Genomic DNA, 21,308 nt, shown 5'->3' with positions numbered 1-21,308 from the left:
GAGGATTCATGAGCGCCGTCATCGCCGAGCAGGCTGAGACCACCAGCACCACCACCAGCGGGATCCGCGAGGGTGCCTTCGGCAACGCCCGGACCCTGACCTGTCGCGAGTGCGGCCACGAGGTCGAGCTCGGCCCGCACTACGCGTGCATGGAGTGCTTCGGCCCCCTCGAGATCGCCTACGACTTCCCCGCCGTGACGCGTGAGCAGATCGAGGCCGGCCCCCGCAACATCTGGCGCTACAAGGCGCTGCTGCCGGTCCCGACCGACATCGAGCAGAGCCCCAACATGGAGCCCGGGTTCACCCGCCTCCTCAAGGCCGGCAACCTCGGCCGCGAGCTGGGCATCGACAACCTCTGGGTCAAGGACGACAGCACCAACCCCACCAACTCGTTCAAGGACCGGGTCGTCGCCTGCGCGCTGAGCGCGGCCACCGAGTTCGGCTCGAAGGTCTTCGCCTGTCCGTCCACCGGCAACCTCGCCAACGCGGTCGCGGCCGCCGGTGCCCGCGCCGGCATCAAGACCGTCGTCTTCATCCCCAGCAACCTCGAGAAGCCCAAGCAGGTCAACTCCGCGGTGTTCACCGAGTCGCTGGTCGCCGTCAACGGAAACTACGACGACGTCAACAAGCTCGCCTCCGAGATCGCGGGCGAGGAGGACGGCTGGGCGTTCGTCAACGTCAACGTGCGCCCTTACTACGCCGAGGGCTCCAAGACGCTGGGCTATGAGATCGCCGAGCAGCTCGGCTGGCGCCTGCCCGACCAGATCGTGATCCCGGTCGCCTCCGGCTCGCAGCTGACCAAGGTGCACAAGGCCTTCCAGGAGCTGATCAAGCTCGGGCTCGTCGAGGACAAGCCCTACAAGGTCTTCGGCGCCCAGGCCAACGGCTGCTCGCCGGTGTCGGCGGCCTACAAGGGCGGCACCGACGCGATCCGCCCGGTCAAGCCCGACACGATCGCCAAGAGCCTCGCGATCGGCAACCCCGCCGACGGCATCTACGTCCTCGACATCTGCCGCCAGACCGGTGGGGCCGTGGAGGACATCACCGACGACGAGGTGCGCCAGGGCATCGTGCTCCTGGCTCGCACCGAGGGCATCTTCACCGAGACCGCCGGCGGCACCACGGTCGGCGTCCTGAAGAAGCTCGTCGAGACCGGCCAGCTCGACACCTCGCTCGAGACCGTCGTCATCAACACCGGCCACGGTCTCAAGACCCTCGACGCGGTCTCCGACTCCGTCGGCCCGGTCGCGACCATCGAGCCGTCGTACGCCGCCTTCGTCCAGACCGGCCTGGCCTGAGCCGGACCGCACCGCACGCACCGACAGCCAGGAGCCACCCGTGAGCGTTTCCGTCCGCGTCCCCACCATCCTCCGCACCTACACCGGCGGGGAGTCCGAGGTCACCGCCACCGGCGCGACCCTCGGCGAGGTGCTGGACGACCTCGAGGCGAGCTACACGGGCATCAAGGCGCGGATCCTCGACGACAACGGCGCGCTGCGCCGCTTCGTCAACGTCTACGTCGGCAGCGAGGACGTGCGGTTCCTCGAGGACCTGGCGACGCCCACGCCCGACGGCACCCAGATCTCGGTCATCCCGGCGGTCGCCGGGGGCTGAGCGCCTCAGGTCACCTGGGTGGCGCGCCGGCGCCGGAGGAACGCCGCCTCGGCGTCGTTCGCGCAGGCGGCGAGCGCCTCGTCGTACGCCGCCAGGGCCTCCGCGGAGCGGCCCGCGCGCGCCAGCAGCTCGGCGCGCACGGCGGGCAGGCGGTGGCCGGGCAGGGCGCCGGAGTCCAGCCCGTCGAGGGCTGAGAGGCCGGCCAGCGGCCCGTCCGCCTCCGCGACCGCGACCGCCCGGTTGAGCCGGACCACGGGGGTGTCGGTGAGGGCCAGCAGCTCGTCGTAGTGGCGCACGATCCGCGGCCACGCCGTGTCCTCCGCGCGGCGCGCGATGGCGTGCTCGCCGGCGATGAGCGCCTGCAGGAGCAGCGGGGTCGCGGGCGCCCCGGCGAGCGGCGTCAGCAGGCGCAGCCCCTCGCCGGCCTCGTCGTGGCGCCACCGGGCCCGGTCCTGGTCGGGGAGGAGCACCAGCGCGCCGTCGACGACCCGCGCGTGGCGACGGGAGTGCTGGAGCAGCATCAGGGCGAGCAGGGCGTCCAGGTCGTCGCCCGGGGCGAGCTCGCGCACGACGCGCACGAGTCGCAGCGCCTCGGCGGCGACGTCGGCGCGCAGCACGTCCGGCCCCGTCCCCGGGGCGTAGCCGGCCGTGAACGCCAGGTAGGCGACGTCGGCCACGGACGAGAGTCGTGCCTGGAGCGCGTCGCCGGCGGGCAGCGCGAACGACGCGCCCGTCAGCCGCTTGCGGGCCCGGGTCAGCCGGGCGGCCATCGTGGGGGTGCTGACCAGGAACAGCCGCGCGATGTCGGCGGTCGGGACGCCCATCACCAGGCGCAGGGTCAGCGCCGCGGCGGACTCCGGCGGCAGGTCCGGGTGGGCGCACAGCAGCACCAGTCGCAGGCGCTCGTCGCCGAGCACGGCAGGCGTCCCGGGGTCGGCCATGGTGCGGTGCGCCTCCTCGGTCAGGTCCGCCTCGACGGCGAGCAGCGGCAGCTTGCGGGCGGCGACCGCCTCGGCCCGCAGGCGGTCGACGATCCGGCGCCGGGCTGCGGTCAGCAGCCACGCGGGTGGGTTGTCCGGCACGCCGGCCTCGCTCCAGGTGCGGGCGGCCGCCTCGAAGGCGTCGGCCAGGCCGTCCTCGGCCAGGTCCAGGCGTCGGTACTGCGCGACGAGCAGGGCGAGCAGGCGGCCCCACTCGTCGCGCAGCGCTCGCTCGAGAGACTCGGGAGCGTCGTCGTGGACGCTCAGTCGAAGACCACGTCCACGACGGGCCGCACCTCCACGGTGTACGCCGGCGGCAGCAGCGCCGCCACCTCGACCGCGACCTCGTGCGACGGCAGGTCGACGAGGTAGAAGCCGCCGGTCTGCTCGACGGTCTCGGCGTAGGGCCCGTCGGTCACGGCGCGGCCGGGGCCGGGCTGGACCGTCCTGGCCTCCGAGGGGGGAGCCAGCGCCTCGCCGGCGACGATCGAGCCGCGCTCGTTGACCGCCGCGTCGAAGGCCGTGAAGCACTCCACCACCGCCTGGCGCGCGGCCTCGTCGGCGGCGTCCCAGCGCGCGAAGTGGTCCTCCTCGGCCATCAGCACCAGGAACCTCACGGCTCCACCGCCGTGGCCCGGACCTCGATGGCGCCCTCGTCGCGGCCGAGGATCCGGCACACGTCGATGAGGTCGTCGAGGTCGGTCGACTCGACGACGTAGAACCCCGAGAGCTGCTCGGCCGTCTCGGCGTAGGGACCGTCGGTGACCGTCATCGAGCCGTCGGCGGCGGTGCGCAGGGTGCGCGCCTCCCGCGACGGGCCGAGCTCCAGGCCGCCGGTGATCTTGTGACCGCGCGCCTCCAGGGCCGCGGAGAACTCCTCGTGCAGGGCGTAGACCGCGGTGCGCTCGTCCTCGGTGGCGGCCTCCCAGGCGGACTCGTCGCCCGGCAGGAGGATGACGTAGGTGGTGCTGGTCTGGGTCATGGGGACCTCTCGCGTCGTGGCTGTCGGATTGTGACACCTCGATGACGGGCGAGGCACCCCTCGATCGACACGGATGACACTCTTTCCTCCATGACCTCCAAGCTCGTCCTGCTGGCCACCGACCGCGAGCACCAGGAGGGCGAGGCCGGGCACGCCGCGCTCGACGCGGCGTTCGCCGAGCGCGGCGTCCGCAGCCGCTGGGTCCGCTGGGACGACCCGGCCGTCGACTGGGCCGAGGCGGCGCTCGTCGCCGTGCGCTCCACCTGGGACTACGAGGACCGGCTGGAGGACTTCCTGGCCTGGGCCGAGGGGGTGGGCCCGACCCTGCTCCACGGCGCCGACGTCTTCCGGTGGAACACCGACAAGGCCTACCTCGTCGAGCTCGCCGGCCTCGGGTCCGTGCCCGTGGTGCCCACCGAGGTGCCCGCGACCGTCGAGGAGCTGCGTGCGGCGGTGGCGCGGGTCCGGCCGGCCGTCGTCAAGCCCCGCGTCGGAGCCGGCGGTCGCGGCCTCGTCGTCGTCCGCGACGGGTCGTGGGAGCCGACGGGCGAGCCCGGCTCGTGGGTGGTGCAGCCGCTGGTGCCCTCGGTGCAGCAGGAGGGGGAGGAGTCGGTGTTCGTGATCGACGGGCGCTCGGTCAGCCAGGTCCACAAGGTCGCCGGGGCCAGCGACGTCCGGGTCCACGAGGAGTACGGCGGCACGTCCGTGCCCGCCGCGCTCTCGCCGGAGGCGGCCTCGGTCGCGGAGGCCGCCGCCGCGGCGACCTCCCGGCTGGTCGGGCGCGAGATCGTCTACGCCCGGATCGACCTGCTGCTCCACGAGGGCCGGCTCTCGGTCAGCGAGGTCGAGGTGACCGAGCCCGGCCTCTACCTCGACGTGATCCCCGACAACGGTCGGCTCTTCGCGGACGCGGTGGTCGCGCGCCTCTGACCCTCCCACCGTCCGGGCCGCCCGTGCCCCGGTAGAGAGGTGCGGGCGACGGACGGAGGACCGTGGACGACCACCAGGCATCACACCGGCATCACGCCCGGTGAGGAGGTCGTCGTGGGCAGCCAGGCGCGCGGTCGGCGCCGGCCCGATCGTTTGCACTCGCCTGGCCCGAGTGCTAAACATGAGGTTGGCACTCTCCTCATGAGAGTGACAACTTTCCCCGGACCGGGGAGCTGAGGTCCGAAGCGCCGGCGAGAAGGGTTCGCCGGGCAGCCTGACCGTCCGTCGCGGGCAGCGAGCCGGTCCGTCCACAGCTCTGAAGTGCGAAGGATCGCAGCAGATATGTCGAAGCTGATCGCTTTCAACGAAGAGGCCCGGCGCGGCCTGGAGCGTGGCATGAACACGCTCGCAGACGCCGTCAAGGTCACCCTCGGTCCCAAGGGCCGCAACGTCGTGCTCGAGAAGAAGTGGGGCGCCCCCACGATCACCAACGATGGTGTGTCCATCGCCAAGGAGATCGAGCTCGAGGACCCCTACGAGAAGATCGGTGCCGAGCTCGTCAAGGAGGTCGCCAAGAAGACGGACGACGTCGCTGGCGACGGCACCACCACCGCCACGGTCCTCGCCCAGGCGATGGTCCGCGAGGGCCTGCGCAACGTCGCGGCCGGCGCCAACCCGATGGGCCTCAAGCGGGGCATCGAGGCCGCGGTCGACGCCGTCTCGGAGCAGCTCTCCAGCATGGCCGTCGAGATCGAGACCAAGGCCCAGATCGCGTCCACCGCGTCGATCTCCGCCGCCGACACCACCGTCGGCGAGATCATCGCCGAGGCGATGGACAAGGTCGGCAAGGAGGGCGTGATCACGGTCGAGGAGTCCAACACCTTCGGCCTGGACCTCGAGCTGACCGAGGGCATGCGGTTCGACAAGGGCTACATCTCGGCCTACTTCGTCACCGACCCCGAGCGCATGGAGACGGTCCTCGAGGACCCCTACATCCTCATCGCCAACCAGAAGATCTCCTCGGTCAAGGACCTGCTGCCGCTCCTTGAGAAGGTCATGCAGTCGGGCAAGCCCCTGCTGATCCTCTCCGAGGACGTCGACGGCGAGGCCCTGTCCACGCTGGTCGTCAACAAGATCCGTGGCACCTTCAAGTCCGTGGCCGTCAAGGCCCCCGGCTTCGGTGACCGCCGCAAGGCCATGCTGCAGGACATCGCGATCCTGACCGGCGGCCAGGTCATCTCGGAGGAGGTCGGCCTCAAGCTGGAGTCGACCGGCATCGAGCTGCTCGGCCAGGCCCGCAAGGTCGTCATCACCAAGGACGAGACCACCATCGTCGAGGGTTCGGGCGACGCCGACCAGATCGCCGGCCGGGTCAACCAGATCCGCGCCGAGATCGAGAAGTCGGACTCCGACTACGACCGCGAGAAGCTGCAGGAGCGCCTGGCCAAGCTGGCCGGCGGCGTGGCGGTCATCAAGGTCGGCGCGGCCACCGAGGTCGAGCTCAAGGAGCGCAAGCACCGCATCGAGGACGCCGTTCGCAACGCGAAGGCGGCCGTCGAGGAGGGCATCGTCGCCGGTGGCGGCGTGGCGCTCGTGCAGGCTGCGGTCGTCGCGTTCGACAAGCTGGACCTCACGGGCGACGAGGCGACCGGTGCCAACATCGTGCGCGTCGCGACCGAGGCCCCGCTCAAGCAGATCGCCATCAACGCCGGCCTCGAGGGCGGCGTCGTGTCCGAGAAGGTGCGCAACCTGCCGTCCGGCCAGGGCCTCAACGCGGCCACGGGCGAGTACGTCGACATGATCGCCGAGGGCATCATCGACCCGGCGAAGGTCACGCGCTCCGCGCTGCAGAACGCCGCCTCCATCGCGGCGCTCTTCCTCACCACCGAGGCCGTCGTGGCCGACAAGCCGGAGAAGGCGGCGCCCATGGGCGGCGGCGACCCGACCGGCGGCATGGGCGGCATGGACTTCTGACGGCCCGCTTCCTCGCGGCGCAGCCGCGGGGAAGCGATCAGGCCGGCAGGTTGAGGAGCGTCGGCACGGACCGGGCGGAGCCCGGGACGTGCGACGCGTCTCGAAACCCCAGCCAGCTCGACAGCGTCACGAACCAGCACCACCCGGCAGGGCCTCCGCTTCGGCGGGGGCCCTGTCGGCGTTCCGGCGTACGCCGGCTGCAGTTTCCCCAAGGGATGCAGCCGAAGCGTCACTTCCCTCGGTCTGCAGCGCCCGGGAAGTGACGTCTTCCCTGCATCCCTTGGGGAAACGGCCGGCGCCGAACGGCGGGGGAGGGGCCCGCGGGTCAGCGCCAGCGGAACGACACGGTGACCGGGTCGATGTCGGCGCGCCGCTGGTCCAGGGGGTCGACCTTGCTGTGCTGGAACGTGAGCCGGTAGAGGAACTTGCCGCGCTGCACGAACCACGACTCCTCGGCGAAGGAGAAGCCGGTCTTGGAGTTGGAGTAGACGCCGCGCACGCGGGCGGCCTGCTCGCCGTCGAGCCAGCCGGGCTTCAGCGTGTCCTGGCTGAGGAGCTTGATCTCGGGGTTGTTGTCGGCGAGCGCCCGCACCGAGCCCATGGCGACGAGCTCCAGCAGGCTCAGCGAGGTCAGCTCGAAGCGCGGCTCGGTGCGCTCCAGGAAGACCGAGGAGTAGTAGCCCTCGTAGTCGGAGTAGTCGCGCGAGCCCACGCCGTCGTTGGGGATCTTGGTCTCGGTCACCCGCCCCCAGCCGGCCGGCGCGCGCATCTCGGCCTTGCCGACCGCGAGCTTGATGCCCGTGGCCGGGGCGACGTCGGGGTACGTCGGCTTCGGCGCCCTGCTGGTCGGCGGGGCCGGCGGCGAGCTGACCGTGGGCAGGGACGGGTCGATCTCGATCGTGGGCGACTCGGTCGGCGACTCGGTGGACTCGGTGGGGTCGCCGGAGTCGGTCGGGGTCGGGTCCGAGGAGGTGGTCGAGGTGGTGGTCGGGTCGTCGTCGGAGCCCTGCGTCGCGACGACGGCGACGGTCCCGGCCACGAGCGCCACGGCGGCGACGGAGGCGGCGACCACGAGCGCCGTACGGCGGCCGTTGCGCGCAGGCGCCGGCGGCGGCGGCCGGAACGGCAGCATCGTGGGCGCCGACGGGTGTGACGGGTGCGAGGGGTGGGACGGGTACGACGGCCGCGGCGGTGAGGGCGGCGGCGGCGAGGGCGGGGCGGGGTTGGCCGGGTTGGAGGGCTGCGACGGCGGCGGGGGCGGGGGAGGCCCGGGCGACGTGGAGCGGTGCGGCACCAGCGGCGGGTGCGGCGTCGTCTGGGCGAGGTGCGCCAGCTGCTGGAGGGCGGCGCGCATGGCAGAGGCCGTCGGGTAGCGCTGAGCCGGCTCCTTGGCCATGGACCGCTGCAGCACGTCGTTGACGGCCCGGGCGACGGGCGAGGTGTCGGCGAGCCTGGGGACCGGGTCGCTGATGTGGCTCATCGCGATCTGCACGTCGCTGCCGGCGTACGGCGTGGCGTTGGTGAGCGCGGTCCACAGCACGCAGCCGAGCGCGTACAGGTCGGCGCTCGGGGTGGCCGGCTCGCCGCGCAGGCGCTCGGGGGCGAGGTAGGCGAAGGTGCCGGCGACCGCGCCCGGGGCGGTGAGGCCGGGGCTGCGGTCCTGGGCGATGCCGAAGTCGCAGAGGTAGGCGAACACGTCGGTGGCGTCGCCGTTGCGCAGCAGCACGTTGCTGGGCTTGAGGTCGCGGTGCACGATCCCGGCGGCGTGGGCGTCGGCCAGCGCCCAGGCCAGCTGGCCCACGATCTGCGCGGCCGGGGCCGTGGGCACCGCGCCGTGGCGCCGCATGGCCTCGCTCAGGTCGCCGCCGGCGACGTACTGGGTGGCGATGTAGAGGCAGCCGTCCTGCTCGCCGTGGTCGAAGACCTGGATGATGTGCGGCGAGTCGAGCCGGGCCAGGACCGACGCCTCGTGGGCGAAGCGGCGCCGGTAGTCGGGCTGCTCGGCGAGCTCCGGGGCCAGCACCTTCAGGGCGACGGTGCGCGAGAGTCCGCGCTGCTCGGCGGCGAAGACGACGCCCATGCCGCCGCGTCCGAGCGTGCCGGTGATGCGGTAGCCACCGAACTCCTCGCCCACCGAGGGGAAGCGGGCCATCTCGTCTCCTCCGTCGCGGGCGGTCCAGCGAGGGAAACCTATCCGTTGCCGGGCCTGTCGAAACACGGCGGGCCGTCGGGGCGGGGCGGACGCCGCGTGAGATTCGCCGGTCGACCGGCCAAACTCACGCTTCTGGGCCGAAATTACGTGCCGGAAGCGGGTGATTCGCCGGTCGACCGGCGAAACTCCTCGGCGCCGGGCCGCGACGTGCGCGGAGTCGGCGGCACGTGTGAGGGTGGGGGCGTGGCCGACGACGACCCTGGAGCAGCCGAGCGCCGCGCTCGGTTCGAGGCGCTGGCGCCCGAGCTGGTGGAGCCCCTGCGGCGCTTCCTCGCCCGCCGTACCGACCCGGTCACGGCCGACGACGTGCTGGGCGAGACCCTCCTCGTCTGCTGGCGCCGGCTCGACGACGTCCCGCCCGACGCCGCGCTGCCCTGGGCCTACGGCGTCGCGCGCCACTGTCTCGCCAACGCCCAGCGCTCCGCGCGCCGGCAGGGCCGGGTGGCCGCGCGGGTGGCGACCGTGGACCCGCCGACGCAGAGCAGCCCCGGACCCGGCGAGACCCAGCACGGCGAGGAGCGGCTGCACGAGGCGCTCGCCCGGCTGACCGACACCGAGGCCGAGCTCGTGCGGCTGTGGGCGTGGGAGCAGCTCACCCCCTCCGAGATCGCCGGGGTGATGGACCTGACCCCCAACGCCGCGAGCATCCGCCTGCACCGCGCCCGCGAGAAGCTCAAGGAGATCCTGCGAAAGGACCGGCCCGCAGCCGGACATGAGGAGTCGACGGAAGGGAGGACACCGTGAACGACGACGAGCTGCAGCAGCGACTCCGGGCGATCGACCCGGCGTCCGACCTGACCCCGGCGGACCCCGACCGGGTGGCCCGACTCCTGGAGGACACCATGAACACCGACCTCACCGACACGTCCGCTCCCGGCACCCCCGGCACCCCCGAGCAGGAGAGCCGCAACGACGGCACCCGCAACCGCAGCCCCCTCACCTGGCTGGTCGCGGCGGCCGCGGTCCTCATCGCCGGCGTCGGGGTCTTCAGCCTGCTCGGCAACGACCCCGAGCGCGACGACGCGCCCACCGCGGCCCCGAGCGCCTCCGCGAGCGTCGACCCCGGCTCCACCGCGCCCTCGGTGACCGAGCTGGGGGCGCCGCCGCCCGCCGCCGGTCGCTGCATGGTCCCCACCGCCGAGGCCCTGTCGACCGCACAGGTCGCCTTCTCCGGCACCGTCCAGTCCGTCGAGGCCGGCGTCGTGACGCTCGTGCCCGACCGCTTCTACACCGGCGAGGCCACCGAGCTCGTCGAGGTGCGCGCCACGCCCGACGAGCTGACCGCCCTGGTCGGTGCGGTCTCCTTCGAGGAGGGCCGGCGCTACCTCGTGAGCGCCACCGACGGCCAGGTCACCGTCTGCGGCTTCAGCGGTCCGCTGAGCCCCAACCTCGAGGCCCTCTACGTCGAGGCGTTCCCCGGGTGAGCACCGCCGGCCTGCTCCTCGCGGCCGGCGCCGGCAGCCGCATGGGCATGCCGAAGGCGCTCGTCCACGACGGCGAGGAGTCCTGGCTGGCCCGCGCGGTGCAGGTGCTGCGCGACGGCGGCTGCGACGACGTGACGGTCGTGCTCGGCGCCGCCGCCGACGAGGCGATGCCGCTGCTCGACGGCCTCGGCGTCGACGTCGCGGTCGCCACCGACTGGGCCGCGGGCATGTCGGCCTCGCTGCGCGCCGGGCTCGCCGCCCTCCCCGCCGGCGCCGACGCGGCCGTCGTGCTGCTCGTGGACCTGCCTGACGTCACCGCCGAGGTCGTACGGCGTGTGGTCGCCGCCGGCGCGGGGCCGGACGACCTCGCCCGCGCGTCGTACGACGGCCGCCCGGGCCATCCCGTGCTCCTCGGGCGCGCCCACTGGGCGGGCGTCCAGGGCTCGGCCACGGGCGACCGCGGCGCGCGCGACTACCTCGACTCGGCGGGTGCCCGCCTCGTCGAGTGCGGCGACCTCGCCACCGGCCAGGACGTCGACGCGCGCTAGCGCCGCCGGATCCGCACCGGTCCGCGCGCGGTGGCCAGGTCCACGACCTCACCGCCCTGCGTGACGTCGACCTCGCCGGCGTCGACGAGCCGCTGGGCCGCACGCCTCGCCGGCTCCATCAGCTCGCGCCAGCCGTCCTCCGGCCCGACGGCGCGGGCCGCGTCGGAGGGACAGATCGTCGCCCCGGGCGCGCGCCGGCCGAGCAGCTCGAGGATGGTCGCCTCCAGCCGGGCGTCGGTGTCGCTCATGCCCCCAGTCTGCCCGGCGTCGCCACGCCAACCCGCCGCCAACGCACCCCCGGCTAGATTCGGGGTCATGGAGTCCGCGTCCGCCCACGCCCTGGCCGAGCAGCTCGGCGAGACCGGCTACCTCTGCGACGACTCCCTGGCGACGGTCGCGTTCCTCGCGCTGCGCATGGAGCGGCCGCTGCTGCTCGAGGGCGAGCCGGGCACGGGCAAGACCGCGCTGGCCGAGGCGATCGCGCAGAGCCTCGGGCTGCCGCTGGTCCGGCTGCAGTGCTACGAGGGGATCGACGCCACCCAGGCCCTCTACGACTGGGACTTCCCGCGCCAGATCCTGCACCTGCGCGCCCTCGAGGCGGCCGGCGGCGCCGACGTCGAGGAGGCCGAGAAGAGCCTCTACGACGAGCGCTTCCTGCTGGCCCGGCCGGTGCTCGCGGCGCTGCAGCAGAGCCCGGCGGTGCTGCTGGTCGACGAGGTCGACCGCGCCGACGACGAGTTCGAGGCGTTCCTGCTGGAGGTGCTGTCCACCTACCAGGTCAGCATCCCCGAGCTCGGCACCGTCAAGGCCGCCACGCCTCCCATCGTCGTGCTCACCTCCAACCGCACCCGCGAGCTGCACGACGCGCTCAAGCGGCGCTGCCTCTACCACTGGATCGACCACCCCGGCCTGGAGCGCGAGGTCGAGATCCTGCGCTCCCGGGCCCCGGAGGTGCCCGAGCTGCTGGCCCGCCAGGTCGCCACCGTCGTGCAGCAGCTGCGCGACCGCCACGACCTGGAGAAGCCCCCGGGCGTCGCCGAGACGCTCGACTGGGCGCGGGCGCTGCACCACCTCGGCAGCTCGGAGCTGGACCTGGCGTCCGCCGCGCGCACGCTCGGGGCGCTGGTCAAGTACCGCGAGGACACCGAGCGCGTCCGCCAGGCGCTCGACCAGATGCTGCGCGCATGAGCACGACGGTGCGCCACGAGGTCGACGAGGTGCTCGTCGGCTTCACCCGCGCGCTGTGCGCCGCCGGCGTCCCGGTCACCCAGGACCGCGCCCAGACCTTCGTCGAGGCGGTCTCGATCGTCGGCGTCGACGACCAGCGCGCCACCTACACCGCCGGCCGGGCCACGCTCTGCGGCTCCCCGGACGACCTGGCGCGCTACGACCAGGTCTTCACCGCGTGGTTCAACGCCCGCGACGGACTGCCCCGGGCCCGGCCCGCGGCGCCGTCGGTCCCGTCCTTCTCCGACCTGCCCGCCGACGAGTCCTCCGGCTCCGGCGAGGCGGCCGAGGAGGCCGTCCACGCCCGCGCCAGCGCCGCGGAGGTGCTGCGCCACCGCGACGTCGCCACCCTGTCGGCGGCCGAGAAGCACCGCCTCGACGCGATGTTCGCGACCCTGCGCCCGCGCGCACCGGTCCGACGTACGGCGCGGCACCGCGGCTGGCACCGCGGCCAGGTCGACGCCTCCCGCACCCTGCGCGCCAGCCTGCGCCGCCTGGGGGAGCCGGCCGTCATCGAGTGGCGGCGCCGGGCCGTGCGCCCGCGACGCATCGTGCTGCTGGTCGACGTGTCCGGATCGATGAACGGCTACGCCGACGCGCTGCTGCGCCTGGCGCACCGGATCTCCCAGGGACCGGGCGTGGTGGAGACGTTCACCGTCGGGACCCGCCTCACCCACCTCACCCGGGCGCTGCACAACCGCGATGCCGAGCGGGCGCTGGTCGCCGCGGGCGAGGCCGTCCCCGACTGGTCCGGCGGAACCCGCCTCGGGGAGACGCTGCAGGTGTTCCTCGACCGGTGGGGCCGGCGCGGCATGGCGCGCGGCGCGGTCGTCGTGGTCTTCAGCGACGGTTGGGAGCGCGGCGACGCCGCCCTGCTCGGTGCGCAGATGGCGCGACTGCGCCGGGTGGCGCACCACGTCGTGTGGGTCAACCCCCACCGCGGCAAGGAGGGCTACGAGCCCGTGCAGCAGGGCGTGCTGGCGGTCCTGCCGCACGTGGACGACTTCGTCGCCGGCCACTCACTGGCGACGTTCGCCGAGGTGCTGGAGGTGGTGGCCCGTGCGTGACGTGCTGGACGACCTGGTCAAGCGCTGGGACGCCGGCGAGGAGGTCGGCGTCGGGACGGTTGTGGCGACGTTCCGCTCGGCTCCCCGCCCGCCCGGCGCCTCGATGCTGGTCCTCGGCGACGGCGCCGCCGTCGGCTCGGTCTCCGGCGGCTGCGTCGAGGGCGCGGTCTACGACCTGGCGCAGACGGTGGTCTCCACGGGCGAGCCCGTGCTCGAGCGGTACGGCGTGAGCGACGACGACGCCTTCGCGGTCGGGCTGACCTGCGGCGGCGTCCTCGACGTCTTCGTCGAGAAGGTCTCGCGCGAGACCTTCCCCGAGCTCGGCGACCTCGCCGCCGACATCGAGGCCGGCACGCCGGTGGCGCTGGCCACCGTCATCGACCACCCCGACCCCGAGCGGATCGGGCGCCGCATGGTCGTGCGCGCCGACCGGGCCGACTGCACCGGTGGTCTCGGCTCCCCGCGCGCCGACGACGCCGTGCACGACGACGCGCTCGGGCTGCTCGCGTCGGGCACCAACGCGACGCTCACCTACGGTGCCGACGGCGAGCGCCGCGGGGAGGGCATGCGGGTGTTCGTGTGGGCCTTCGCCCCCAAGCCGCGGCTGCTGGTCTTCGGCGCCATCGACTTCGCGGCCGCGGTCGCCCGGGTGGGCGGCTTCCTCGGCTACCAGGTCACCGTCTGCGACGCCCGACCCGTGTTCGCCACCGCCAGCCGCTTCCCCGACGCCCACGAGGTGGTGGTCGACTGGCCGCACCGCTACCTGCAGGCCGAGCAGGCGGCCGGTCGCCTCGACGGACGTACCGTGATCACCGTGCTGACCCACGACCCGAAGTTCGACGTGCCGCTGCTCGAGGTGGCGCTCCGGCTGCCGGAGGTCGCCTACGTCGGCGCCATGGGCTCGCGGCGTACCCACGACGACCGGATGGCCCGGCTGCGCGAGGCCGGCCTGGCCGACGACGAGCTCGGGCGCCTGTCCAGCCCGATCGGCCTCGACCTCGGGGCGCGCACCCCGGAGGAGACCGCGATCAGCATCGCCGCGGAGATCATCGCCGGCCGCTGGGGCGGCAGCGGCGAGCGCCTGGCAGCCACCGGCGGCCGCATCCACCGCGACATCGACCGCGCGCCGTGAGGCGGGCGTCGCGCTGGCTCGCGCTGGTCCTGCTGCTGCCGCTCGCCGCCTGCAGCACCGACACCGAGACCCCCGGCCTGCAGCCCTCCGAGGAGTCGCCGACCACGAGCCCCTCCGCCACCCCCTCGACCTCCGCCGCCCCTGCTCCGTCCGCGCCGCCGGAGCCCGAGGACACGCTGCCGCCGGTCACGGGCCCGCGCTCGCTGCCGGGGCTGATGCGCGAGGAGCTCCGCCCGAGCCGGATCCGCTACGGCGACATGATCGAGGAGACCGACCGCTACACGCGCTACGAGGTCACCTACCGCAGCGGCGACGTGACCGTCTCCGGGGTGCTGCTGCGCCCGCGCGGACGCGGGCCGTTCCCCGGGATCGTGCTCAACCACGGCTACATCGAGCCGTCCATCTACGTCACCGGCCAGGGCCTGGCCCGCGAGCAGGTCGCCCTGGCGGACGCCGGCTTCGCGGTGCTCCACACCGACTACCGCGGCCACGCCGGCTCCGACCCCGCCAGCCCCCTGTCGCGCGAGACCCGTCTGGGCTACACCCGCGACGCGATCCACGCCGTGCTCGCGCTCGAGCGCGAGCGCTACGTCGACGAGGACCGCATGGCGATGCTCGGTCGCTCGATGGGCGGCGGCGTCACCATGAACGCGCTCGTCGTCGCGCCCGGGCTCGTCGACGCCGCCGTCATCTACGCCTCGGTCTCCTCGCGCTACCTCGACAACGTGCGGCACTTCGCCGAGCCCGAGCGCCCCGACGAGGTCGCGGCGCTCTACGACGAGCTGGGCAGCCCCGAGGACTCGCCGCAGGTCTACGCCGGTCTCTCCGCCCGCCGCTACTTCGACCGCATCACCGAGCCGGTCCTGGCCCACCACGCCGACACCGACGAGGTGTGCCCGTTCCCCTGGGCGCTGGACACCCAGAAGGCGATGCGCCGTGCCGGGGTCGACAGCCGGCTCGAGGTCTACGAGGGCGAGGCCCACGCGTTCACCTTCGACTGGCAGCGTTCGATGGACCGCACCATCCAGTTCCTGCGGCGCCGACTGGGCTGAGCCGGCCGGGGCGTCAGGGCCCCGAAGCGGCTGTGACCCACGTCACCGCGCCGGTGCTACGTTGGCGACGACCAGCATCGGGGGTAGGCCAATGGGGCGCGGTGACCTGCGCGACCGCAAGCGCGAGGCGATGCGCGCCTGGACGACGTTCGTGGAGAGCGGCGACCTCGCGGAGCCCGTCGTCCGTCCCGAGATCCTCACCAGCTGGACCCGCTCGACCGCCGCGATCACGCCCGACGTGACCGAGGCCCCGCTCGCCGACGAGGACGAGACGGCGTCGATCTGGAAGGACTCCCCGCTGCAGGCAGCGGTCGAGAGCGTCGAGTCCGAGCTGCGCCGCACCGCCGAGGACGGCGACCTCGTGCTCGCCGTCACCGACGCCGAGACCCGGATCCTGTGGACCTACGGCGGACGCGTGATGCGCCGCAAGGCCGAGACCGTCAACTTCGTGGCCGGCGGGCGCTGGGACGACCAGTCGGTCGGCACCAACGCCCTCGACCTCGCCAACCGGCTCGGCGAGCCGGCGATGGTCTTCAGCGCCGAGCACTACGCCTCCATCGTCCACAACTGGGTGTGCTGGGCCGCCCCGGTGGTCGACCCCACGACCGGCCTGCAGCTCGGCGTCCTGGACCTCTCGACGACCTGGGACCGCACGCACCCGATCGGGCTGGCCACCGCGCGAGTGATGGCGCGCCTCATCGAGTCGGCGCTGCCCAAGTCCTCGCAGCACCCCTCCGCCCTGGCCGACGACCTCACCCAGGACCCCGGCCTGGTGATGACCCTGCTCGGCACCGCCGAGGTGCGCCTCGACGGCCAGCGGCTGCTGCTCAACCGCCGCCAGACCGAGGTGCTCGCGCTGCTCGCGCTGCACCCCGAGGGTCTCTCGCTCGAGCAGCTGCACGCCCTCGTATACGGCGACCAGGCGGTGACCTTCTCGACCCTCAAGGCCGAGGTGTCCCACCTGCGCGCGGCCCTCGGCGGCCAGCTCTCGTCCCGCCCCTACCGGCTGCTGATGCCCGTGGCCACCGACGTCGAGCACGTCCTCGCCCTGCTCCGCGGCGGCCACGTCGCCGCCGCCGTCGACGCCTACGGCGGCGACCTGCTCCCCGGCACCAACTCCCCGGCCCTCGGCGACCTGGCCGAGTACGTCGCCGTCGCGGTCCGCGAGGCGCTCCTGGTCGACCCGGTGCCCGACGCCGTGGTCCGCTACAGCGAGCTCGCGCCGTACGACAGCGAGGTGATCGAGGTCTGCCTCGCCCGCCTCGCCGGCACCTCCCACCCCGCCGTGCCGCTCCTCAAGGGCCGGCTCGCGGTCGCGGCTCGCTGAGCAGGTTTTTCAGCAGATGCTGAAAACCCGGCGCCTCCGGGCCGAAATTCCACCCCAGAAGCGCCAGGAAACGCCCAGAACCTCGGGGCTGCCGGGCCGGCGTCCACGGACCTACCTTCCGCCAACCGATCGTCCCTAGCGTGACCTGGGTCACCACACCCCACGCTCGAGGGAGTCGTCCATGACCCGGATCAACCTGACCGTCGACGGATCGAAGGTCTCCGACGACGTCGAACCCCGGATGCTGCTGGTGCAGTACCTGCGCGAGAAGCTGGGGAAGACCGGCACCGTCATCGGTTGCGACACCAGCAACTGCGGGGCGTGCACCGTGCACCTGGACGGCACGAGCGTGAAGTCGTGCAACGTGCTGGCCGTGCAGGCCGACGGGTCCGAGGTGACCACGATCGAGGGTCTGGCGAAGGACGGCGAGCTGCACCAGGTGCAGAAGTCGTTCCGGGAGTGCCACGGCCTGCAGTGCGGCTTCTGCACGCCCGGGATGATCATGCAGAGCGTCGACCTGCTCAAGGAGAACCCCGACCCCACCGAGCAGGAGATCCGGGTCGGCCTCGAGGGCAACCTGTGCCGCTGCACCGGCTACCACAACATCGTGAAGTCCGTGCAGCACGCGGCCGCGCAGGGAGGTGCGCAGTGACGCTCACTGAGGACGAGATGACCCAGGCCCAGCCCGACGCCACGCTGGAGATCGGCAAGGACCGGCGCCGCAAGGAGGACCAGCGCCTGATCACCGGCCGCACACGCTGGACCGACAACCTGACGCTGCCCGGCATGCTGCACCTCGCGATGGTGCGCAGCCCCTTCGCCCACGCCACGATCACGAACATCGACAAGTCCGCGGCCGAGGCCTCGCCGAACGTCGTGCGCGTCATCACCGGCACCGACGTCGCCGACGAGCAGGGCGGGCTGCCCAACGCGTGGCCGATCACGCCCGACCAGGTGACGCCCAACCACCCACCCATCGCCGTCGACCGCGTCGTCTTCGCCGGCGAGATCGTGGCGGTCATCGTGGCCCGCTCCGCCGCCGAGGCGCGCGACGCCGCCGAGCTGGTCGACATCGACTACGACGAGCTGCCCGCCGCGCTCGACCTCAAGGAGGCAGCAGAAGACAAGGTGCTGGCCCATCCCGACCTCGGCACCAACAAGTCGGCGTTCTGGAGGTTCGACTCCGAGGAGGCCGGGACCGGCGGCAACGTCGACGAGGCCATCGCCAAGGCCCGCGCCGACGGCATCGTCATCGAGCGGGAGTACCGCCAGCAGCGCCTGATCCCCGCCTTCATGGAGCCGCGCTCGACCGTGGTCGACCCGACCGGCGAGCAGATCACGATGTGGTCGTCGACCCAGATCCCGCACATCCTCAAGTTCCTGCTCGCGGCGGTCACCGGGGTGTCGGAGTCCAAGATCCGGGTGATCGCCCCCGACGTCGGCGGCGGCTTCGGAGGCAAGCTCCAGACCACGCCGGAGGAGTTCATCACCTTCCTCGTGGCCCGCCAGGTGGGCAAGCCGGTCAAGTACACCGAGACCCGCTCGGAGTCGCTGATGGCCGCGCACCACGGGCGCGACCAGTGGCAGAAGCTCACGCTCGCGGCCGAGAAGGACGGCACGGTGACCGGCTTCAAGGTCGAGCTGCTCGCCGACCTCGGCTCGCACGTGTCCCTGGTGGGCGGCGGCGTGCCGGTGCTCGGCGCGTTCATGTTCAACGCGATCTACAAGTTCCCGGCCTACCAGTTCAACTGCCAGACGGTCCTGACCAACAAGACCTGGACCGACGCCTACCGCGGCGCCGGCCGGCCCGAGGCGACGTACGCCATCGAGCGGATCATGGACGAGCTGGCGGCCGAGCTCGGCGTCGACCCCTTCGAGGTGCGCGAGAAGAACTGGATCAAGCACGAGGAGTTCCCGTTCACGACGGTGGCCGGTCTCGAGTACGACTCCGGCAACTACGAGGCCGCCACCGCGCGCGCCAAGGAGCTGTTCGGGTACGACGAGCTGCGGGCCGAGCAGAGGCGGCGTCGCGACTCGGGAGACCAGGTACAGCTGGGGATCGGCGTCTCGACGTTCACCGAGATGTGCGGCCTGGCACCCTCGCGGGTGCTCGGCTCGCTCGACTACGGCGCCGGCGGCTGGGAGCACGCGAGCGTGCGGATGCTGCCCACCGGCAAGGTCGAGGTCCTCACCGGCGCGTCCGCGCACGGGCAGGGCCACGAGACGGCGTTCAGCCAGATCGTCGCCGACCGGCTCGGCGTCGCGTTCGAGGACGTCGAGGTACTGCACGGCGACACCATGGTCAGCCACAAGGGTCTCGACACCTACGGCTCGCGCTCGCTGGTCGTCGGGGGAGAGGCGATCGTCAAGGCCGCCGACAAGGTGATCGAGAAGGCCAAGCCGATCGCGGCGCACCTGCTGGAGGCCTCGGTGGACGACATCGAGTTCAATTCCGGCCGGTTCTCGGTGAAGGGCACCGACCAGGGGCTGGCCATGGCGGAGATCGCGCTGGCGACGTTCGCGGCGCACAACCTGCCCGACGGCGTCGAGCCCTCGCTCGACTCCGACGCGACGTTCGACCCCGTGAACTTCAACTACCCCCACGGCACCCACCTCTGCGCCATGGAGGTGGACACCGAGACGGGGGAGGTGACGATGCGCAAGTACGCCGCCTGCGACGACATCGGCAACATCATCAACCCGCTGATCGTCTCCGGGCAGCTGCACGGAGGTCTTGTGCAGGGCATCGCGCAAGCCCTGTGGGAGGAGGCGGTCTACGACGACTCCGGCACCCTGGTGACCGGCTCGTTCGTCGACTACCTGCTGCCGACGGCGGCGGACACGATCAGCTTCGACCTCGACCACACGACCTCGCCCGCGACCACCAACACGCTCGGCACTAAGGGCGTCGGAGAGGCCGGCACGATCGCCTCGACCCCGGCCGTCGTCAACGCCGTGGTGGACGCCGTGCGCCACCTGGGCGTGCAGGACGTCCGGATGCCCTGCACGCCCGAGCGGGTGTGGAAGGCCATCAACGACGCCCGCGGCGGCGCCCAGGCCGAGACGGTCGGCGCGGCCGCTCCGCACTTCGACGAGTCGACCGGCATGGACGGCACCGTGGACCGCACGTCTGGAGGAAACGCATGATCCCCGCACCGTTCGACTACCTCGCCCCCACCACGGTGGAGGAGGCGCTCGCCGCCCTCGGCCAGCACGGCGACGACGCCAAGATCCTGGCCGGGGGGCAGAGCCTGCTGCCCGTGCTGCGGATGCGTCTCAACGCGCCCGAGGTCGTCATCGACCTCGGCAAGATCGACAGCCTGCGGGGCATCCGCGACGACGGGGACGCCCTCGTCATCGGCGCGATGACGCAGCACTCGGTGGTGGAGCACGACGCGCTGGTCGCCGAGCACACGACGCTGATCTCCAAGGCAGTCGAGCATCTCGCCGACCACCAGATCCGGCATCGCGGCACCTTCGGCGGCGCCCTGGCCCACGCCGACCCGGCGGGCGACCTCGGGGCTCCGGCGCTGGCGCTGGAGGCGCAGTTCGTGATCGCCGGTCCCGGCGGCACGCGCACCGTCGCGGCCGACGACTTCTTCGTGGACCTGTTCGAGACCGCGATCGGCGAGGACGAGATCCTCACCGAGATCCGGGTGCCCAAGCACACCGGCTGGGGAGCGACGTACGAGAAGTTCGTGCGGGTCGCCCACCAGTGGCCGATCGTCGCGGTCGCGGCGACCGTCCGGGTCGAGGGCGGCACCATCGCCGAGGCGCGCGTCGGCCTCACCAACATGGGCTCGACCCCCCTGCGGGCCCGTGCGGTGGAGGCGGCGCTCGTGGGACAGCCCGCCACCGAGGACGCCGTGCGCGCCGCGGCTGCCCACGCGGCCGAGGGCACGAACCCGCCCTCGGACCTGAACGGCGAGGCGGCGTACCGGTCCCACCTCGCGACCGTGCTCGTACGCCGGGCAGTGCTGTCGGCGGCCGGGAGCAGCTGATGGACCTGACCCACCGGTTCACCGTCCCGACCGGCGTCGAGGAGACCTGGGCGCACTTCCAGGACATCGCGTCGGTGGCCGAGTGCTTCCCGGGCGCCACGGTGTCGTCGGTGGAGGGCGACACGTTCCAGGGCTCCTGCAAGGTCAAGCTCGGCCCGATCGCCCTGGTCTACAACGGCTCCGGGACGTTCGTGGAGAAGGACGAGGACGCCCACCGGTTCGTCGTCGACGCCAAGGGCAAGGACAAGCGCGGCAACGGGACCGCGGGTGCGGTGGTGACCTGCACCATGACCGACTCCGCGGGCGCCACCGACGTCGAGGTCGTCACCGACCTCAACATCACGGGCAAGCCGGCGCAGTTCGGACGCGGTGTGATGCAGGACGTCTCCGACAAGCTGCTCGGCCAGTTCGTCGCCTGCCTCGAGCAGCGGCTGTCGCCGGCGGTTGCGGACGAGCCTGCTGCGGCGGTCGAGGAGCCCGTCGTCGAGGCGACCCCCTTGGCCGACGAGGCGGCCGCAGCGACCGCCCCGCCGCCGCCCCCACCGCGACCGGCCCCCGCTCCGCAGCCCGCGGACGACTCCCTCGACCTCGGCGCCGCCGTCGTCCCCATCCTCCTCAAGACCTACTGGAAGCAGGCGCTCGGCGCCATCGTCGCCCTCGCCCTCCTCCGCCGCCTCCTCCGCTGACCGCCGCCGCCGGCGGTGGTTCCGAGACGGTTGCCGCGCAACCTCCGAAGGCGGCGACCACGGTGGTTGAGGTGCGAGCGCAGCGAGCCTCGAAACCACCCTCCGGTGGTCGAGCAGTGAGGAGCGCCAGCGACGAGCGCCCGTCGAGACCC

The 21,308-nt window shown here is 73.0% G+C and carries 21 protein-coding genes; 16 read left to right on the top strand and 5 right to left on the bottom strand.

Annotated features, from left to right (window positions below):
* Positions 1-8: 8 nt before the first annotated feature.
* Together thrC and IRQ30_RS13280 are read left to right on the top strand one after the other, a co-directional pair.
* Complete coding sequence (thrC, locus tag IRQ30_RS13285) at positions 9-1,298, top strand: threonine synthase (protein WP_193613337.1); 1,290 nt, start codon at positions 9-11, stop codon at positions 1,296-1,298.
* Between the two features lie 40 nt (positions 1,299-1,338).
* On the top strand, positions 1,339-1,614 hold the full coding sequence (locus IRQ30_RS13280; RefSeq protein WP_193610163.1) for a MoaD/ThiS family protein: 276 nt from the start codon (positions 1,339-1,341) through the stop codon (positions 1,612-1,614).
* 5 nt (positions 1,615-1,619) lie between these two features.
* Here IRQ30_RS13280 and IRQ30_RS13275 read toward each other — a convergent pair whose 3' ends face one another.
* The 3 genes from IRQ30_RS13275 to IRQ30_RS13265 all read right to left on the bottom strand — a co-directional run bounded on the left by IRQ30_RS13275 (position 1,620) and on the right by IRQ30_RS13265 (position 3,576).
* Positions 1,620-2,696 carry an RNA polymerase sigma factor gene (locus IRQ30_RS13275; RefSeq protein ID WP_338089696.1) on the bottom strand — a complete coding sequence of 359 codons (1,077 nt, stop codon included), beginning with the start codon at positions 2,694-2,696 and terminating at the stop codon, positions 1,620-1,622.
* Positions 2,697-2,857: 161 nt separating this feature from the next.
* Complete coding sequence (locus IRQ30_RS13270) at positions 2,858-3,211, bottom strand: YciI family protein (RefSeq protein ID WP_193610162.1); 354 nt, start codon at positions 3,209-3,211, stop codon at positions 2,858-2,860.
* Positions 3,208-3,576, bottom strand: coding sequence for a YciI family protein (locus IRQ30_RS13265; protein WP_193610161.1), 369 nt, complete (start codon positions 3,574-3,576; stop codon positions 3,208-3,210). Before IRQ30_RS13265 ends, IRQ30_RS13270 begins: the two co-directional genes overlap by 4 nt.
* Positions 3,577-3,666: 90 nt before the next feature.
* On the opposite strand from IRQ30_RS13265, the gene IRQ30_RS13260 reads away from it, so the two are divergent.
* Together IRQ30_RS13260 and groL are read left to right on the top strand one after the other, a co-directional pair.
* Positions 3,667-4,506, top strand: coding sequence for an ATP-grasp domain-containing protein (locus IRQ30_RS13260; protein ID WP_193613335.1), 840 nt, complete (start codon positions 3,667-3,669; stop codon positions 4,504-4,506).
* Between the two features lie 342 nt (positions 4,507-4,848).
* A complete protein-coding gene (gene groL, locus IRQ30_RS13255) occupies positions 4,849-6,480 on the top strand; it encodes a chaperonin GroEL (RefSeq protein WP_193610157.1) in 1,632 nt (543 codons plus the stop codon).
* A gap of 325 nt (positions 6,481-6,805) precedes the next feature.
* Here groL and IRQ30_RS13250 read toward each other — a convergent pair whose 3' ends face one another.
* A complete protein-coding gene (locus tag IRQ30_RS13250) occupies positions 6,806-8,632 on the bottom strand; it encodes a serine/threonine-protein kinase (RefSeq protein ID WP_193613333.1) in 1,827 nt (608 codons plus the stop codon).
* 243 nt (positions 8,633-8,875) lie between these two features.
* On the opposite strand from IRQ30_RS13250, the gene IRQ30_RS13245 reads away from it, so the two are divergent.
* The 3 genes from IRQ30_RS13245 to IRQ30_RS13235 are packed head-to-tail and all read left to right on the top strand — an operon-like array spanning position 8,876 to position 10,664.
* On the top strand, positions 8,876-9,436 hold the full coding sequence (locus IRQ30_RS13245; protein ID WP_193613331.1) for a sigma-70 family RNA polymerase sigma factor: 561 nt from the start codon (positions 8,876-8,878) through the stop codon (positions 9,434-9,436).
* The gene (locus IRQ30_RS13240; RefSeq protein WP_193613329.1) at positions 9,433-10,116 is read left to right on the top strand and encodes a hypothetical protein; all 684 of its coding nucleotides are present in this window, start codon (positions 9,433-9,435) and stop codon (positions 10,114-10,116) included. Before IRQ30_RS13245 ends, IRQ30_RS13240 begins: the two co-directional genes overlap by 4 nt.
* Complete coding sequence (locus IRQ30_RS13235) at positions 10,113-10,664, top strand: NTP transferase domain-containing protein (RefSeq protein ID WP_193613327.1); 552 nt, start codon at positions 10,113-10,115, stop codon at positions 10,662-10,664. Before IRQ30_RS13240 ends, IRQ30_RS13235 begins: the two co-directional genes overlap by 4 nt.
* Here IRQ30_RS13235 and IRQ30_RS13230 read toward each other — a convergent pair.
* Positions 10,661-10,912 carry a DUF3253 domain-containing protein gene (locus IRQ30_RS13230; protein ID WP_227464659.1) on the bottom strand — a complete coding sequence of 84 codons (252 nt, stop codon included), beginning with the start codon at positions 10,910-10,912 and terminating at the stop codon, positions 10,661-10,663. The two genes, IRQ30_RS13235 and IRQ30_RS13230, sit on opposite strands and share 4 nt — an antisense overlap.
* A gap of 67 nt (positions 10,913-10,979) precedes the next feature.
* On the opposite strand from IRQ30_RS13230, the gene IRQ30_RS13225 reads away from it, so the two are divergent.
* The 9 genes from IRQ30_RS13225 (at position 10,980) to IRQ30_RS13185 (ending at position 21,156) form a co-directional block, all read left to right on the top strand.
* Positions 10,980-11,852 (top strand): AAA family ATPase, encoded by an 873-nt coding sequence (locus tag IRQ30_RS13225; protein ID WP_193613323.1) that lies wholly within the window; start codon positions 10,980-10,982, stop codon positions 11,850-11,852.
* Positions 11,849-12,958 carry a vWA domain-containing protein gene (locus IRQ30_RS13220; protein WP_193613321.1) on the top strand — a complete coding sequence of 370 codons (1,110 nt, stop codon included), beginning with the start codon at positions 11,849-11,851 and terminating at the stop codon, positions 12,956-12,958. Before IRQ30_RS13225 ends, IRQ30_RS13220 begins: the two co-directional genes overlap by 4 nt.
* Positions 12,951-14,090 carry an XdhC family protein gene (locus IRQ30_RS13215; protein ID WP_193613319.1) on the top strand — a complete coding sequence of 380 codons (1,140 nt, stop codon included), beginning with the start codon at positions 12,951-12,953 and terminating at the stop codon, positions 14,088-14,090. Before IRQ30_RS13220 ends, IRQ30_RS13215 begins: the two co-directional genes overlap by 8 nt.
* Positions 14,087-15,142 (top strand): alpha/beta fold hydrolase, encoded by a 1,056-nt coding sequence (locus IRQ30_RS13210; RefSeq protein ID WP_193613317.1) that lies wholly within the window; start codon positions 14,087-14,089, stop codon positions 15,140-15,142. The genes IRQ30_RS13215 and IRQ30_RS13210 overlap by 4 nt, the downstream gene beginning before the upstream one ends.
* Before the next feature lie 91 nt (positions 15,143-15,233).
* Positions 15,234-16,469, top strand: a complete 1,236-nt coding sequence (locus tag IRQ30_RS13205) for a transcriptional regulator (protein ID WP_193613315.1) — start codon at positions 15,234-15,236, stop codon at positions 16,467-16,469.
* Between the two features lie 181 nt (positions 16,470-16,650).
* Positions 16,651-17,121: a (2Fe-2S)-binding protein gene (locus IRQ30_RS13200; RefSeq protein WP_193610146.1), complete on the top strand. Its 471-nt coding sequence runs from the start codon at positions 16,651-16,653 to the stop codon at positions 17,119-17,121.
* Complete coding sequence (locus IRQ30_RS13195) at positions 17,118-19,616, top strand: xanthine dehydrogenase family protein molybdopterin-binding subunit (RefSeq protein WP_338089695.1); 2,499 nt, start codon at positions 17,118-17,120, stop codon at positions 19,614-19,616. Before IRQ30_RS13200 ends, IRQ30_RS13195 begins: the two co-directional genes overlap by 4 nt.
* A complete protein-coding gene (locus IRQ30_RS13190) occupies positions 19,613-20,470 on the top strand; it encodes an FAD binding domain-containing protein (RefSeq protein WP_193613313.1) in 858 nt (285 codons plus the stop codon). Before IRQ30_RS13195 ends, IRQ30_RS13190 begins: the two co-directional genes overlap by 4 nt.
* Positions 20,470-21,156, top strand: coding sequence for an SRPBCC family protein (locus IRQ30_RS13185; RefSeq protein ID WP_193613312.1), 687 nt, complete (start codon positions 20,470-20,472; stop codon positions 21,154-21,156). The genes IRQ30_RS13190 and IRQ30_RS13185 overlap by 1 nt, the downstream gene beginning before the upstream one ends.
* Positions 21,157-21,308 lie beyond the last annotated feature (152 nt).

It is taken from the genome of Nocardioides lijunqiniae, assembly GCF_015024225.1.
Classification (GTDB): Bacteria; Actinomycetota; Actinomycetes; order Propionibacteriales; family Nocardioidaceae; genus Nocardioides; species Nocardioides lijunqiniae.
The sequence above is the reverse complement of the archived record's forward strand: the minus strand, read 5'-3'. Positions and strand labels throughout refer to the sequence as shown.